The 15,186-nt window shown below is 45.2% G+C and carries 16 protein-coding genes and 1 riboswitch; of the genes, 2 read left to right on the top strand and 14 right to left on the bottom strand.

The annotated features are described in order from the left end of the window. Positions 1-21: 21 nt before the first annotated feature. From KV201_RS08940 to KV201_RS08970, 7 genes are all read right to left on the bottom strand, one after another. The gene (locus tag KV201_RS08940; RefSeq protein WP_226059109.1) at positions 22-570 is read right to left on the bottom strand and encodes an NAD(P)H nitroreductase; all 549 of its coding nucleotides are present in this window, start codon (positions 568-570) and stop codon (positions 22-24) included. A gap of 136 nt (positions 571-706) precedes the next feature. Further along, positions 707-1,300 (bottom strand): DoxX family protein, encoded by a 594-nt coding sequence (locus KV201_RS08945; RefSeq protein WP_011846585.1) that lies wholly within the window; start codon positions 1,298-1,300, stop codon positions 707-709. Positions 1,301-1,370: 70 nt separating this feature from the next. After that, positions 1,371-2,243, bottom strand: coding sequence for a DUF6279 family lipoprotein (locus KV201_RS08950; protein WP_226059110.1), 873 nt, complete (start codon positions 2,241-2,243; stop codon positions 1,371-1,373). A 146-nt stretch (positions 2,244-2,389) separates the two neighbouring features. After that, positions 2,390-3,568, bottom strand: a complete 1,179-nt coding sequence (locus KV201_RS08955) for a phosphotransferase (RefSeq protein ID WP_226059111.1) — start codon at positions 3,566-3,568, stop codon at positions 2,390-2,392. Further along, positions 3,568-4,221: a nicotinamide riboside transporter PnuC gene (gene pnuC, locus KV201_RS08960; RefSeq protein ID WP_006086345.1), complete on the bottom strand. Its 654-nt coding sequence runs from the start codon at positions 4,219-4,221 to the stop codon at positions 3,568-3,570. Before pnuC ends, KV201_RS08955 begins: the two co-directional genes overlap by 1 nt. Before the next feature lie 46 nt (positions 4,222-4,267). After that, positions 4,268-4,528, bottom strand: a complete 261-nt coding sequence (locus tag KV201_RS08965; protein ID WP_006081308.1) for a hypothetical protein — start codon at positions 4,526-4,528, stop codon at positions 4,268-4,270. A gap of 106 nt (positions 4,529-4,634) precedes the next feature. Next, entirely contained in the window at positions 4,635-6,869 is a 2,235-nt protein-coding gene (locus tag KV201_RS08970; protein ID WP_226059112.1) for a TonB-dependent receptor, read from the bottom strand. Between the two features lie 54 nt (positions 6,870-6,923). Then, a riboswitch (TPP riboswitch) is annotated at positions 6,924-7,049 on the bottom strand. Positions 7,050-7,245: 196 nt separating this feature from the next. On the opposite strand from KV201_RS08970, the gene KV201_RS08975 reads away from it, so the two are divergent. Continuing rightward, the gene (locus KV201_RS08975) at positions 7,246-7,926 is read left to right on the top strand and encodes a Crp/Fnr family transcriptional regulator (protein WP_226059113.1); all 681 of its coding nucleotides are present in this window, start codon (positions 7,246-7,248) and stop codon (positions 7,924-7,926) included. Between the two features lie 67 nt (positions 7,927-7,993). Here the strand turns inward: KV201_RS08975 and tsgA are convergent, their stop codons facing one another. The 6 genes from tsgA to hinT all read right to left on the bottom strand — a co-directional run bounded on the left by tsgA (position 7,994) and on the right by hinT (position 12,114). Beyond that, a complete protein-coding gene (gene tsgA / locus KV201_RS08980) occupies positions 7,994-9,169 on the bottom strand; it encodes an MFS transporter TsgA (RefSeq protein ID WP_226059114.1) in 1,176 nt (391 codons plus the stop codon). Between the two features lie 50 nt (positions 9,170-9,219). Continuing rightward, a complete protein-coding gene (deoD, locus tag KV201_RS08985) occupies positions 9,220-9,924 on the bottom strand; it encodes a purine-nucleoside phosphorylase (protein WP_226059115.1) in 705 nt (234 codons plus the stop codon). Between the two features lie 288 nt (positions 9,925-10,212). Then, complete coding sequence (locus tag KV201_RS08990) at positions 10,213-10,608, bottom strand: YcfL family protein (RefSeq protein WP_226059116.1); 396 nt, start codon at positions 10,606-10,608, stop codon at positions 10,213-10,215. 141 nt (positions 10,609-10,749) lie between these two features. Continuing rightward, the gene (locus KV201_RS08995) at positions 10,750-11,247 is read right to left on the bottom strand and encodes a PaaI family thioesterase (protein ID WP_006086342.1); all 498 of its coding nucleotides are present in this window, start codon (positions 11,245-11,247) and stop codon (positions 10,750-10,752) included. After that, positions 11,234-11,761, bottom strand: coding sequence for a PaaI family thioesterase (locus KV201_RS09000; protein WP_226059117.1), 528 nt, complete (start codon positions 11,759-11,761; stop codon positions 11,234-11,236). Before KV201_RS09000 ends, KV201_RS08995 begins: the two co-directional genes overlap by 14 nt. Next, positions 11,758-12,114, bottom strand: a complete 357-nt coding sequence (gene hinT, locus KV201_RS09005) for a purine nucleoside phosphoramidase (protein WP_006081303.1) — start codon at positions 12,112-12,114, stop codon at positions 11,758-11,760. The genes KV201_RS09000 and hinT overlap by 4 nt, the downstream gene beginning before the upstream one ends. A 406-nt stretch (positions 12,115-12,520) precedes the next feature. Here hinT and KV201_RS09010 point away from each other — a divergent pair, with 406 nt between their 5' ends. Continuing rightward, a complete protein-coding gene (locus tag KV201_RS09010) occupies positions 12,521-14,287 on the top strand; it encodes a M61 family metallopeptidase (RefSeq protein ID WP_226059118.1) in 1,767 nt (588 codons plus the stop codon). A 169-nt stretch (positions 14,288-14,456) separates the two neighbouring features. Here KV201_RS09010 and KV201_RS09015 read toward each other — a convergent pair whose 3' ends face one another. Beyond that, entirely contained in the window at positions 14,457-15,092 is a 636-nt protein-coding gene (locus KV201_RS09015) for a LuxR C-terminal-related transcriptional regulator (protein WP_006081301.1), read from the bottom strand. Positions 15,093-15,186: the final 94 nt, after the last annotated feature.

A 15,186-nucleotide genomic window follows, 5' to 3' on the forward strand; every position in this document is an offset into this window, starting at 1 on the left:
AAAAAATAGCTATAAGCTTTTTCATAAATAACGGACGTATTGGCTGCCGTCCTTTTGCGGTTTTTGGGGTGCCACAACCGCTGGCGTGCCGACATACAAAAAGCCGACGATTTGATCGTGTGGCTCAAGGCCTAAGGCGGCATTCACATTGGCATCGAAGGCAAAATCACCCGTTCGCCATACAGCACCTATGCCTAAGGCAAAAGCCGCCTGTTGCATCGCCATCGTCGCGCAGCCCGCTGCAATTTGTTGTTCAAGTACGGGTACTTTAGGATGTTGCTGCGTTTTCGCCACCACGGTAATCACCATAGGCGCACGCATTGGCATGCCCTTAGCTTTATTAACGAAATCCTCGTCGGCGCCACTCGCTTTAGCCGCCTCAACAAAGATATCGGCTAAGGTGTTTAACCCTTGATCAGTGGCAATAATAAATTCCCATGGGGCTAAGGCACCATGATCTGGCACACGAATGGCGGCATCTAAGATGATTTTTAATTGAGTCGCATCGGGAGCGGGAGCGATTAATCGCGGGGTCGATTGACGGGTGAGCAAAAGTTCAATAGCGTCCAAGTTCTTATCCTAGTTCGATATAAATTGCGTTCAAGCATAGCAAATTGCTGGCAAAGAGGCATAAAAAAATCCCACCGCATGGGTGGGATTTAACGCTTTGATTGCGCTTGAAAATCCAGAGCTCTTTATAAAAGGCTTACTTAACCCCGCAGCGCTTAGCGATAAAATAATCTAGGCTAGTGTAACGACCGCCGCCTAAGGTAAAGAGTGCCAACAACATAATGAAATAAGTTGCCGCAAACTCTATCCCATTATTAAGCACAGCTAAGTTACCTGAGCTGGTTAGCCAGTCGTAATTACCGTGCTCCTGCAATATTTCTTTGGCTTTCGCCAGTTTATCCCCTGCTTCAAGCACTCTGTCGTTAGCTAGCCAAGAACTGCCATCGGCAATCGCTAACCAGCCATTTGGCCAATGCACGGTAAATGCAGCGACCAACATAGTGACCATCAAAGGGATAGATATCAGCCTCGTCGCAAGCCCAAGCAGCAATAAGATAGCGCCAAAGAACTCGGTTCCCGCCGCCAATCCAGCCATTACCGCCGGCATTGGCAGGCCTAAACCCCAATCGGGATTGGCAAACCAAGCAACCGTATCGTCAAAGTGGGCGAGCTTGTTATAACCCGCTTGCATCAACACGGGCGCAAGGTAAATCCTGAGGGCTAATGGCGCTACGCCATCGAAATAGCGACTCATATTGAGCAATTTTTGGTAAAGGGATGCAAGTGGCATAGTGTCTCTCTTTGACTAATTTATTGGCTTGCAGGAATAGACCCTAGCAAGCCAATAAATCTTTCATGGCCTAGGCTTTTTTTGCACTCGCCTCTTTTTCAATGGCTTCTTGATTAAGCTCGGTGAGATCTTGAATGAGTCCACCCAACTTTTTATAAAAATGTTTCGACTGCTTCTCCGACAAACTCGTGTTCATCGCTAACAGTAAGGTCCCAAATGCCTCAGTATTTTTGCGTAAAAACACTTTATGTTGCTCAGACTTAAGCTCATCGGGCTGCGTCATCAACAGGGTCAAACGCTCGGTTAATAGCGCTTTATCTGCCCGCTGCCCAAGAGCAACTTCAAACTGACGTAACCATTCGTGGCGGTATTCGAGCCACATATCTAAGGTGGATAAACGCTGTTGATTATACTGATGAATAAGCACTTTTTGTTCTGCACTCACACTGCCAAGCCAGTCATCAAATTGCTCTTGAAGGTTTTCGTCGGCCTCTTTTTGTAACTGCGTTGGAGTTTTGCCGGCAAACTCTTTGACGAGCTCCTGCTCATCTTCCCGTAATTTGGCGAGGATTTGCTTCACCTGTTCATCGGACAAGGACATGATGATGGGCAGTAATTCTGGCAAAGCAAACTCAAACAAACGAAACCAATGCCGCTTAGCAATCTCCACATGCTCGGCCCATAATACTGGTGTTAAGGTATTGGTTTTGATGAGGCTTTCGACTTCTGTTAATTGCACCACATAGTGGGACAATTCTTTGGATTGATGCCACAGGACAAATTTTTCAATGAGGGCGTCAAATGCCTTTTGCTGTGGTTTATCTAAGGTAACGTAGTCCTCTTGCTCCCAACCGATAGCCCAATCGAGAAAATGGTAACTGAATTTAGTGGAACAGGCGCTTAAGCCTAAGAGACACACAAGTAGCATCACGCCTTTTTTCATTCTGAATCATCCATCCTAGAACTGTTGCTAATATGACGCTTGAGCCTATATAAAGTTGCCTCTTATATCAAACAAGTTTGTCTAATAAAGGTTTTTAATATGTTAATACTTTGCCTGCTTTAAATCGCCAATCGTGCAGCTAATCGCTATGATTCTTGGGTGATGAGCGGCCAAAAACAATCAAACCATGCGAGATAGTCGGCGCTACGACTGGCCTCCGTTTGCGCTGCCATCAATAATGCCCAGTAGCAAGCAAATACCCAGTACATGTCAATGGCGGCAGGCACGGCCGCTACGGCGTGGGCCGTGACATAGAGATGTTGACTCAGATACTGTGTCACTAACTCGTTTTGCTGGATTGGCGTTAACGCATGGGTCGCTAACACTACGGCTAACTCACACAGTGGATGCGACGCCGTCGCATACTCAAAATCAATACAATACAAACGGTTGTTTTTGAGTAACAGATTGTGGGGATTAAGATCGCGATGGCAAAACTGCGGCTTAATTAAACAAGCCGCTAAGTCATCACACCAATGTTTGATGTCGATTTGGATGTTAAGCAACTTAGCGACTCGCTCACTCCAATCGTGCGTGAGCGCAAGAGATGCCTGATAGGCAAGCATCTGCTGGTGATATTCCTGCCATTGCTCTGTGATACTAATGGCATAAGAACCTGTGGGCAGTTCCCGCAATTGCAGCAATAATTCCAGCAGTAAATGCGCAGCTGAGTTGGGATGCTTATCTTGCTGTATTGGCATCAGCCAAGGCTCAGGATTAAAACTAGCTTGTTGTGAATCGCAGTGATGTAAAATGCCCAAAGACGACTGTCCCAACATAAAATCAGCGGCACTGGTTTGGCGCTCTAATGCAGGCCAATGGATGAAGCGTTTACGTTGAAAGCGTTCGCTATCAATCACATTGTGTTCAATTGCCGCCCACTCTGCTCCGCTCGCTACAGCACTTTCGATAAGGCCACTCTCGATAAAGTCACTCTCAATAAGGTCACTCTCAATAAAATCACTGAGGTAGTAGCGCTCATCTTCACTCACCCACAGCAGTGCTGGGGCAAGTTTAGCTTGGGCGAGTTGTTGCCAGTAAAAACGCTCCTGCTGGCGGGTGCAAAAACTGTCCGCCGCATCGGCATTGACCCGCAGCACATAACAGCCTGCAGGCGTAGTGATCTTATAATTATGATTACTCAAGCCGCCCGAAAGTTCGCAAATGCTCAGCACTTGCTCAAGTCCAGCTCGTTTGAGTATGGGCAAGAGTGCGTTGAATGATTCGCCTGCTGAGTATGGCTTAGCAGCGTTTACATCGAGCATTAACTGAGTAACTTCAAGGCATTGGCCTCACGGGCGTCGGCTAATGCAGTGCGCCACAGGAAATACCCTACTACTGCAAGCCCCACATAGAGTACGAATAATAGTGAGGTCAGCATCAAGCCTTTACTGAGATAAAGGTAAATCGACACTATGTCGATAACGACCCAGTAGAGCCAATTCTCAAGTACTTTCTTCGCCACTAAATAGGTCGTCATCACAGCGAAACAGGTCGTCGCCGCATCTAAATACGGGAACGCGGCTTGAGTATACGTTGCCATGCCGTGACCGACTAATAGCGAAATAACGCCTGTCACCGCGATCAGTTTCAAGTGGGTTTTCAACGGCCAAGTGGTCACTTTGACCCCTTGATGTTTATCGCCGCCTTGGGTCCAGAGCCAATATCCATAGAGCGCCATCGCCATATAATAGATATTCAGCACTGACTCCATCAATAACGACACCTTCCAAAACAACACAGTGTAAATGGCGGTACTAGCAAAGGCCGCCGCCCAGCACCAGACGCTCGCCTTCATCGCCAGCAGTAGATATGCCATGGCTAGCAATACCGCCAAGGCTTCCCATGCGGTCATCACATGGACTTCACCAAAGGCCGCATTTATACTCTCGACCAAGGTTAACCATAAATCTGTCATTGTGTTGTTCTCACTGCCTATTTATCGCGTATGTGACGGTAAAGCGTTATTCGCTGTGGGCTAAATTAAGCTCACCACCGATAAACTTACACACAAATACTGCCTTGCCCCACTTCTCATGGGCGGCTTGCATCTCGGTCGCCAGCATAGTCATCACATCTAAATAATCGCCGCACACTTGTGTTGCCATCGCATTCGTCACGCGCTCGATATGAGGATAGCTATCCACCCGGCCAATGAACCACTTAATCGGATCGAGGTAGTTCTCATTGAAGGGATACATGCTAATTTCTGCGGTCAGTTTCATTTTAATTCCTTAAATTTGAGAGAAGCTGTAGCCCTTACAGTGGACTGCAGCTTAGTCATGAGTTAACCCAATAGGCTCATAGTGACATGTGCCATTACATCAGTTTTTACATAAACTTAACGTTAAAGGTTACGCCAATCTGACGCGGATCGCCGTAACGAATATATTGCTTTTCAGCCCAGCCATTATCTGGCTCGTTACCGAAGTAGAAGCCGCGCACACCGTATTCTTCATTGAACAAATTACGGCCCCATAAATAGGCTGACCATGCACTCGCCTCATAACCCACGCGGGCATTGACGATAGTGTAGGGCTCAGAGCGGGATTCATTGCTGTCGGAATAGTAAAACTCACTCTTACCGCTCAGGTTTAGGTTAGTAAACCAGCCCGAATTGGTACGATAAGTCCCGGCAAGGCTGTAGGTTAAGTGTGGTGAATGGGCCAGATCGCGGCCAGTTAAATCGACCTCAGTGCCGTATTTATCCTGATACTGGTAATCACCGTAGGCTGTTTCTAACCAACCTAAGCTTGAGTAAATTTGTAGATTATCCGTGGCATACCAGGTCGCATCTAACTCAGCACCATAGTTATTAGAACTACCAGCGTTTTCGGTGAACAAGATAAAACGCTGAGGTTTATCAGGGTCTTGCTGGGATGCCGCCACCTGTTGATCTTGTCTGTCCATATAGAACAGCGCCAAATTAGTATCGATAAGCCCAGCTAACCAATGGGATTTAAGGCCAATTTCATAGTTATAAAGCGTCTCAGTACTAAACTCTTTTTTATCGTTCAATTCGACAGGTAAAGTCATGTTGAAACCGCCCGCCTTGTAACCGCGCGCGACACGAACATAAGCGTTGTGCGAGTCATTCAGCACTTTACTCACTGCAATATGACCGCCCCACATGGTTTCACTCGGGTCGAAATTATCGTTATTCGTATCTGAGTAATGACTGTTGCGGCGCTCCAAACGTAGGCCCACAGATAAGGCATAATCTGAGCCCAGATCCGTATCGAGCTGACCAAACAAGGCATAGTTCGTCGCTTCATACTCAGAGTCTAAGACTTCATCCGGCAAAGTATTGTATTCAGAATACAATTGGTTATCTTCTTTCAGATTCATGCCGTACACACCAAGCAACCAATCAGTACTGTCCGCAAAGATTCGGCCCTGCTCGGTAGAACTTAAGCGAAACTCTTGCGACACAGTTTTACGTTGGCCCGTTTTATCCCAAAAATAATCATATTGGCACGGCGCCAGATTGCCATCGTCATCACTGCATTGCTTAGAAGCCCAATACTCTGGGTTCGACCAATCGCCATCGTAACTGTAATGGTGATCGGTATTCGCAAAGGACGTTAACGAGGTCAACTCAAAGGTTTCAGCGCCAGAATAGGTCGCTTTAAAGCCTGCACCTGTGGTGCGCTGGCTATCGACACCCGGTTGATCCGATGTCGTCTGGGTCGGTGAATTGGTTAAACTCCACACATCATAGCCATTATCAAAATCGGCGTGCAGCACAGTTAAATCAAACTGCAAATCGTCAGTCGCATACCAGCGCAGCTTAGCGCGGCCGCTGAACTCATCGCGGCCATTGGTATCGTCACGGCCTAAATAGAGGTTGTCGTGGTAGCCATTTTGTTGATGTTGCTGCAGTGAAACGCGATAAAGCAGCTTGCCAGAATCGGTTAATGGGCCTGAACTGAAACCGCTAAACGTGCGTAAATCATCATCACCTAACGAGACTTCTGCACCATGTTCAAACACATCAGTGGGGTCGTTACTTTTCAGATAAATCAGTCCCGCTAAGGCATTCGCGCCATAACGTGTGCCCTGTGGTCCACGTAGCACTTCGACCTGTTGTAGATCGTACATGCTCGACACCATGCCAATACCGGATAAATCGATATCATCTATGATGTAACCCACAGAAGAATTTGGTGCACCTTGGTATTGCTCTTGCTCACCTACGCCGCGAATTTGAAAATACTTCGGCCGCGAACTTCCACCTGACCAGTTAAAGTTGGCGATTGAATTAAGCAGATCTTCAAAGTGCTGCGCGCTTTCATCTTGAATTTTTTGACTGTCGATAACGGTAATACTGGAGGGCATTTTTTCTAAACTTGAGCTGCGAAAATCCGCCGTCACCACCATGACTTCCATCTCAGTGCTGGGATCGGGTTTATCAATAGCATCGGTTTGTGCAAATGCAGAAGTGCTCAGCGCGGCAGCAATGGCTAATGCCAGCGGCGCTCGGGTTAAAAACAAGCTGGGCGATACGATTAAAAACGGGGAATGACGTTTTGACGTGTTACTGTTTAGCGTTTTACTGTTTAACATAGGACCTCAAATACATAGTTTGAGATCCGGCAACGAATAAGCGATTCAGAAGTGTGCTGTTGATTGGCCCATTCCTACGCCGGTATTAGCCGGATCAGGTTCTAAGGGTTCGTCAGCTGACATCTCAGTTTGCAGTAATCAACGTAAATTAATTCGCTGCAAACACCCCTTGGCGACGCCTAGTATACATGACTGATATGAAAATAGGACACTCTTATCTGATATCCTATTAATTAGCCCTAATACGATTAATACTGAACTAGCAATAAAGTTTACGGTTAAAGCAACAAGCAAATTCCTTCCATCAATTTGACCGCCTATGATGATAATGCTATAGAAGGTCGCAATTTCGAACACAGTAGCAGGATTATACTCAATGCAGCTAAAACCTTTATCAAAAGGACGTTATAGCCAGCGATGGGAGCAAGACTATCCACTTATTGAAGCGGTTGTGCTCAGCTGTATCAGTGAAATAAAAATGCTGAAAAAAGGTGCTCATCTCATGACACAAGGTGAAGCAATGCCATCACTTGTCTTGGTGAAGCAAGGACGAGTCTCGCTCGGCCATACCGCGAGGAATGGTCGATGTTTTCAATTAGGTACTATTGATTGTGATTCACAACTATTTGGTGAAATGGAGTTTTTTACTCAATACAGCTGTCAACTTGATATTATTGCTAATGAACCCCTAGAAATCCTGATGATTAGTGCGGAAAAACTACAACATTCCCTAGGTCAGCACCCTCAACTCGCGCTGTTTTTCGCCAGTGCAATTGCGATTGACTACCAAGATACTGTCGATATTTTTACTAGGCGACTGCTATATCCAATCAGTTATAACGTGGCATTTGATATTTACCATGAATATTTAAATGACTTACCCGTAGATGGCTTTAGTAAACGCTATTTAGAGGCTGAACGATTTGGTACTACCGACAGAGTCTACCGACGAGCACTACAAAATCTGGAGGAACGAGGCTTAATTGAACGGAAAAAAGATGGTATTCAAATTTGTGATCTCAACGCGCTAAAGAAATTCGTCGAAGCTGGCATATAAAAATTTAAGATATAATCCACACTCGGCTTAATTTAATAGCCGAGTGTAGCATTGATTCATCCGCAAATTAACTTGCAGAAAGCGAGTTTGGTGCCATCGCTGGTTTCATCCGACTTGAAACCATCAATAGAATAAATATCGCCGCATAAAGTAGAGGAATAACATACATCACTGTTTGTAATCCAATTATACGCTCAAAGAAAGAACTGATCGCTGGACTAAACATCGCCCCAGCACTTCCACTGATAAGAATATATGACACATTTTTACTACTGGCTTTTTTTACAAAAGACACTCCATAAGCAATAAACGCATTATAAAGAGCAGCACATGCAAAACCATAACCATAGGTTAAATAGGCTATCCAATTAAGATTATCGGTACTTACAATCGCAGCAGTGATAATCATAGCTAAAGCAATAATGCAGACTAAAAAATGGTGAATTTTTACACGAGTCACGATCACAGTCGAAATTAGGGCACCAATTAGCGCAGCGGACCAATATTGAGTAATAATATTACCCGCCTCTTCAAACGGAATATCAAATTTTTGTTTTACAAATAAAGGTGCCCAAGTTAAAAATGTATATAATGCGAGCATCCCTAAAAATAATCCAATACCCCCGCTAATAATTCCAAGATTCCACTCAGATTGTTGCTTCTCTTCTGTTGAAGAAGACTGCTCACATATAGAAAAATTAGTGAATAATGTAATAATGACGGTACCTAACGCGACCAAACCTACAGCTAAATAACTGTAACTCCATGATAATGAGCTTGTTAATGCATAAGTTGTTATCAATGGAAAAATAACACCTGCAATATTAAAAGTCGCATCCTGCACCACTAACATTGTACTTTGTAATTTCTCTTGCCACACAGACACCACAATCGTGCCAGCAATACATAGACCGATACCGCCACAAAAACCAATCAAGGTCATGGCCACCAACACAACTTGTAGGGAACTTGTTAGATGTAAAGCAAGCGCAGACAAAGCAACCAGACTGTAACTTATTAAAGTAATTCTTTTTATGCCCATTTTTTCAATAAAGAAAAATGCTGCAATCGTTCCCGCTAAAGCGCCACCATTTAGCAACGAGAATATTGACGCAACTTCATTAACATTTGCAGTAAATTTCTCAGCTATTGGTTCAATCAACATCCCGAATTGGGTCGCAAAACCGGCCATAATAAAATTGGCGAGGAAACTGATAGCAGTTAAAGTGATTTTATTATTCATTATTTCATTCCATCAGTGAAATGCTAAGGGTTCAAAGGGTGACCTTAAAACTAATTAAGGGCAGTTTCTAACGCTAGCTCGATCATATTATTAAAGGATAATTGACGCTCTTCTGCTGTTGTTTCCTCACCCGTTAAGCAGTGATCAGAGACAGTTAAAATAGCTAATGATTCAATACCTTGCTGATGTGATAATCCATAAAGCCCCGCCACTTCCATATCAATACCTAATACCCCAAAACGTTCAAGTGCTGGGATCATATCTTCATCAGGATCGTAATAAAGATCACCACTAAAGATATTGCCAACTTTTACACTAATGCCTTTCTCATTCGCTTTTGTATAAGCTTTATGTAATAAGGAAAAAGTTGCAGACGTCGCCATCTGGTAGCCACTGCTACGCTTGCTGTTAGTAGGAGAATCTGTGCCAGCTGATTGAGCTAAAATAACATCTCGCATTTGTACATGTCTTTGTGTTGCACCTAAACTGCCAATACGAATAATGCGTTTAACGCCAAAATAATTTATTAACTCATGTCCATAGAGCACCATAGATGAAATACCCATCCCGTGACCCATGACAGAAATGCGTTGTCCTTGGTAAAAACCCGTATAACCAAGCATATTGCGAACATTAGTCACCTCTATTGCATCGGTGAGATAAGTTTCAGCGATATATTTAGCACGCAGCGGATCGCCCGGCATAATCACTGTTTCAGCAAAATCGGTAGGTTGAGCATTTATATGAGCGGTCATTTTTATATCCTCAAAATTGAATACTCCGATACTAGTGCTCAATCAAAGGATACATTTAGGACTAAAGTCCGGTTCTTGTCCTGCTGTAAGTTTTTTTACTCAACAATGAGTAATTAATCGCAAATTTCAACATGACAAGGCTGAATGAACAAAGGTAAAAAATGAGAAAAGGTTGTTGGCAAATTAATCAAGACGGATAAAAATGGCTTACTCCTGAAAAAGTAAGCCATTATAGCAATCGTTTTATATCAAAAATAATTTATAAACTAAACAAAGGCGAACTCAGACTTAATTCGAAAAGGTTTCGCGCACGTACACATCAAATTTAACCGCTTGGGCATTGGGCGCCACGGCGGCGACTTGCAATTGTTGCTTGCCATGCAACTTGACCGATTTCCAGCTTGTCGCTTCATCTTCGATAGTAAAACCGCTGGCGTCGTACCAAGTGAATTTATACTGCACACGCATATCGGTAGACGATTTGCTGACAATCAGCGCAGAGCCCTGCACTAAATCGCCGACTCGGCGTGCATCCACACTTTCAACTCCAATATCTCGGGCAAAGCTGGAATTATCGACGCGGGTTTCACCGAGCGAACTCACTGAAATACCTGCGGTATGTGAGGCACAAGCACCTAAGGTCAGCGCCGCGGCCAGTAATAGTCCTGTATAAATTTGTTTCATCTCTTTCTCCCAGTCACGCGACAAAATGCGCGGCCAGCGCGCATCATTTCCCATTAAACGACAAGCTAATCGAACTGTGCTGAACTTATGCTTAACAAGACAGACTTAATCATCACTCAAACATCTGCTCAATAAAACGAGTTAATCAATCAGAAAGTGCGCCCGTGCCGTAGCGATGAGCTGCTTTCGATTGGTTTGCCAACAATCGATATTCACGTTGGCCACTCTTCGCCCCTGACGGGTAATACGACATTCAGCAAAGCTATCTTTATGCAGTCCTGCACGTAAATAGTCGATTGAAAAATCGACCACTTTAGGCACTTTGGCTGTTTGCATAAAGACCATTAACTGCACTATCGCCGACATCTCCATAAAACCTGCAATGACGCCGCCATGAATGGCGGGCAACACAGGATTACCGATATTGTCGTCCTTAGCAGGCAATTTAAAAATCAGTTCATCACCAAAACGCTCAACCTTCATACCAATAAATTTGGCATAGGGGACGTGCTCAAGTAAATGACCAAAATCGTTAAGCTCAGTCGCGCGCTTAACAATGCCTTGCACATCGATAGGCGCTTTTACTTGGGCGTGTTGAGTGGCACTGGCTGTACCAAGTTCCGAATTATTTGCGCTCATCAGTGTCTCCTATCTCAGGCTCGGCTTCACCCATCAGCGCTTGTCTAAAGGCATCACCCACCATTTCTGGGCTGATCCGCATAAAGGAACCAACAGCATGGGCAATAGGATCATCTATGCTGTCTTGATAAGCAATCGCGCGGGTAAAGGCAATATTGGAAGACAATTTGTAGCATTCCGCAAACCCAAACACAGGCTTATGGGGCTGAGCGGGCTTCATATAATCCACCCGCAAATCGAGCGTAGGTGAGATTTCTAACAATTTGAATTTATGGAATATCGCGCTAACCACAGCACTGCCACAGGCGGTATCCATTAAAGTGGTAATGACTCCGCCGTGGATAACGCCCGTATCGGGATAACCAATTAATTCAGTGCTGTAGGGCAACTCAATCAACACATGGTGCTCGCTCGCCTCCAGTACCGTTAAACCGAGACGGCGACACTGAGCGAGTTGATCCACAAACCGCTGCGCCATTTGGGTCAGCGGGAAAAAATCCGAATTTACCTTCATTTGCCTTGGCTCAACATGGGCCCCAGAGGCTCACCGCCCACAAGGTGGAAATGAATGTGATAGACTTCTTGTCCACCGTGTTGATTGCAGTTCATGATCAGTCGGTAGCCATCTTTAGCGATACCCGCTTCCGCCGCCAATTTAGCCGCAACCGTCATCATACGGCCAAGCACTGGCTCATCAGAGGCTTTCATGTCGTTCGCCGTTGGGATCAAATGATTCGGCACAATCAAAATATGGGTTGGCGCCTTAGGGGAAATGTCTCTAAAGGCAGTCACAAGTTCATCTTGATACAGAATATCCGCGGGAATTTCGCGACGAATAATTTTGCTGAAAATCGTTTCTTCGGCCATGGGGCGTCCTCCTTGGGTTAGTTGGCATAGTATATACCCAAACAACTTGAAGATGCATGATTCAGCTGGAGTTTAACGCACTTTAGGCAAGGCGGTTATTTGCGGACCTAGTGGGCTAAGTTAAAAATAACCAACAAAGCATAAAGTGCGTTAAAACCCGCCGGGACGGAGCGTCTAGGGCACTCCACTCCCGTGTTGCATCAATTCAAAAGGTGGCCGACATTCTGTCATTGATGCGCCTTGAATTGAAGCACCCTAGGCGCTCTGAACTCGTATCTTCAGGTTGCTTGGGTATATTGACAATTCAATACTTTGTGTCTGTAGATATTTTGCTTTTCATTTGCCAGTTGCAGGCATTTTTGGCAGCATGGCCACCATTAAAACACTCAGGTTTTGCAGGATAAATATGATCCATTACCAGATAATCCCCGTCGATCCGAAAGCCCATTTATTCGCAGTCACGATGACATTATCCCAGCCCAAGCCTGTGCAGGTCTTTAGCCTACCCGCTTGGCTGCCTGGCAGTTACATGGTGCGTGACTTTACCAAAAACATCATTGAACTCAAGGCACATGATGCTAATGGCCAAACGCTCAAGCTAATCCAGCTAGATAAGCAAACTTGGTCGGTTGACAATAATAGCAGCGAAATCATTTTGACTTATCAAGTGTATGCTTGGGATCTGTCGGTGCGCACTGCGCATTTGGACACAACCCACGGCTTCTTTAACGGCAGTAGCGTGTTTTTATCCGCCCACGGTTTTGAACAACAAACCCACACCGTCACTATGTTACCGCCCTCAGAGCCAACATTAGGTGACTGGCACGTTGCTACGAGTATGACCCGCATCAGTGGTGACGACTTTGCCTTCGGCCAATTTAGTGCCACAAGCTATGACGAGCTTATCGATCATCCAGTGGAAATGGGCTTATTTACCTTAGCCAGTTTCAATGCCTGCGGCGTCCAACACGATATCGTCCTCAATGGCCGCCACCGCGCTTGCATGCCAAGGCTCTGCCAAGACTTGAAAGCCATTTGCGAATATCAAATCAACCTATTTGGTACGCCTGCGCCGTTTAAACGTTATTTGTTTATGACCACAGTATTAGACAATGGCTTTGGCGGGTTAGAGCACAGAGCTTCTACCGCATTAATGTGCTCTCGCAAGGACTTACCGCTGTCCCTCAATGCGCCAATTAATAACGACTATCGCACTTATTTATCCCTGTGCAGCCACGAGTATTTCCACAGCTGGAACGTGAAGCGGATTAAGCCGGAGTGCTTTTTACCCTATAAACTTGAGGCTGAAATCTATACGCCGCAGCTATGGGCCTATGAAGGTATCACCTCTTATTATGATGACTTCCTTACCTATCGCGCCGGACTGGTAGATGAACAAAGCTATTTAGATATGCTGAGTGAGACCTTCACCCGCGTCTATCGCAGCCAAGGACGCTTTAAACAAAGTGTTAAGGACTCCAGCTTTAATGCATGGACTAAGTTCTATAAGCAGGATGAAAACGCGCAAAACGCCATCATCAGTTATTACACCAAAGGCGCGCTGTTTGCGCTGTACTTAGATTTAACCCTGCGCAGTGAAACCCAAGGCAAATACAATCTCGACCATGTTATGCAGATTTTATGGCAGGAATATGCTCTGCAAGACAAAGGCACGACTGACGGCTGTCACCAAGCGATTGTCGAGCGACTCCTAGTCCGTGATTGCCACGATTTGTTTGCCTACTTAGAGAACACCGACGATATTCCACTGGCTCCGCTACTTGCCGAATTTGGCGTCGAGTTTAACCTTCGAGCCAGCCAAGGTCCGCAGGATGTGGGCGGCGGGCAAGCGAAAGGTTATGACATTGCCTTTGGCGCGAAAACTCAAGCGGCGCCGATGGGATTGAAAGTGGTGACTGTTACCCAAGGCAGCCCTGCCCACCTTGCGGGATTAAGTGCGGGGGATATCTTAATCGCCGCCGATAACTTGCAAGTCAGCGCGCAATTTGAGTCGCAGCTACAGCAATATCCGCTGGGTGAATCCTTGACTCTACATTGGTTTAGACGGGATGAATTGATGACGGGTGAATTGATGATAACTGCCGCGCCTAAGGACACTGTCGCCCTAGCGATTAGCGACAAGACTAAACTCGCGGCTTGGTTAGGACGTTAGTTTAACGTTTTGATTAGACAGGTTTTAAGAAAAACAAAAGGGGCAAAAGCCCCTTTTATCATTTCTGAGATAACACTTAACTTAGGTACTAATCTCTAAACGCACACATCTATGTCTAGATCAGTATTCCCTTGCCAAATTAGTGTCTTCTATCAGTGCTAATACAGACTTAAACCACCACATCGTGCAAATAGGTCTGCGCCCACGCGATCGCTTGACCACGGCTCGACACACCTATCTTACGGAATACTCGGTACAAATGGGTTTTTATCGTGCTTTCACTGACAAACAACTGATTGGCAATATCTAAGTTAGTACTACCCGTTAAGAGAGCTTGTAATACTTCTCGCTCACGAATTGTCAGCGGTTCAGTATCTTCGAACAAACCAAAGTCATCGTTCACCCCATTGACGAGTTGAATTGGGATCACCCTATGGCCTCGTAAAATATTCGAGAATCCTAGGCTAATCTCAGTTAAACCCGCATCGAGATAAAACACCCCTGCGGTCGTGGCAGCTTGCATTAAAAAGCGCGCATCCACTTGTTTAGGGAATTGTAAATAGACGACTCGTACACTTGGTTGTTCACGGGCAAGTAAACGCTGAAATTGATGGGCTTTTTGAAGATCAACAGTCGCTAAATCAATCACTACCATTGAGGCATGATTATCCTTGATTTGTTCACACATCTCATCTGGGCTGACTTGAGTCAACTTAACGAGAAACTCCTGTGGCCAACGTCCTGCTAGCAGTTCCATTAATACTTGCGATCGTGACACTACAATCCAATGTAATATTTTGAACATCCTGCTCACTCCCTGTCTGATTAACGATTATTCACTTTGAGAACCTAAGATCCTCTCAATACAACTTCAACATCCGTTCAATAGACTTCCAAGT

Origin of the sequence: Shewanella sp. SR1 (assembly GCF_020447145.1) — a bacterium.
GTDB lineage: Bacteria > Pseudomonadota > Gammaproteobacteria > Enterobacterales > Shewanellaceae > Shewanella > Shewanella baltica.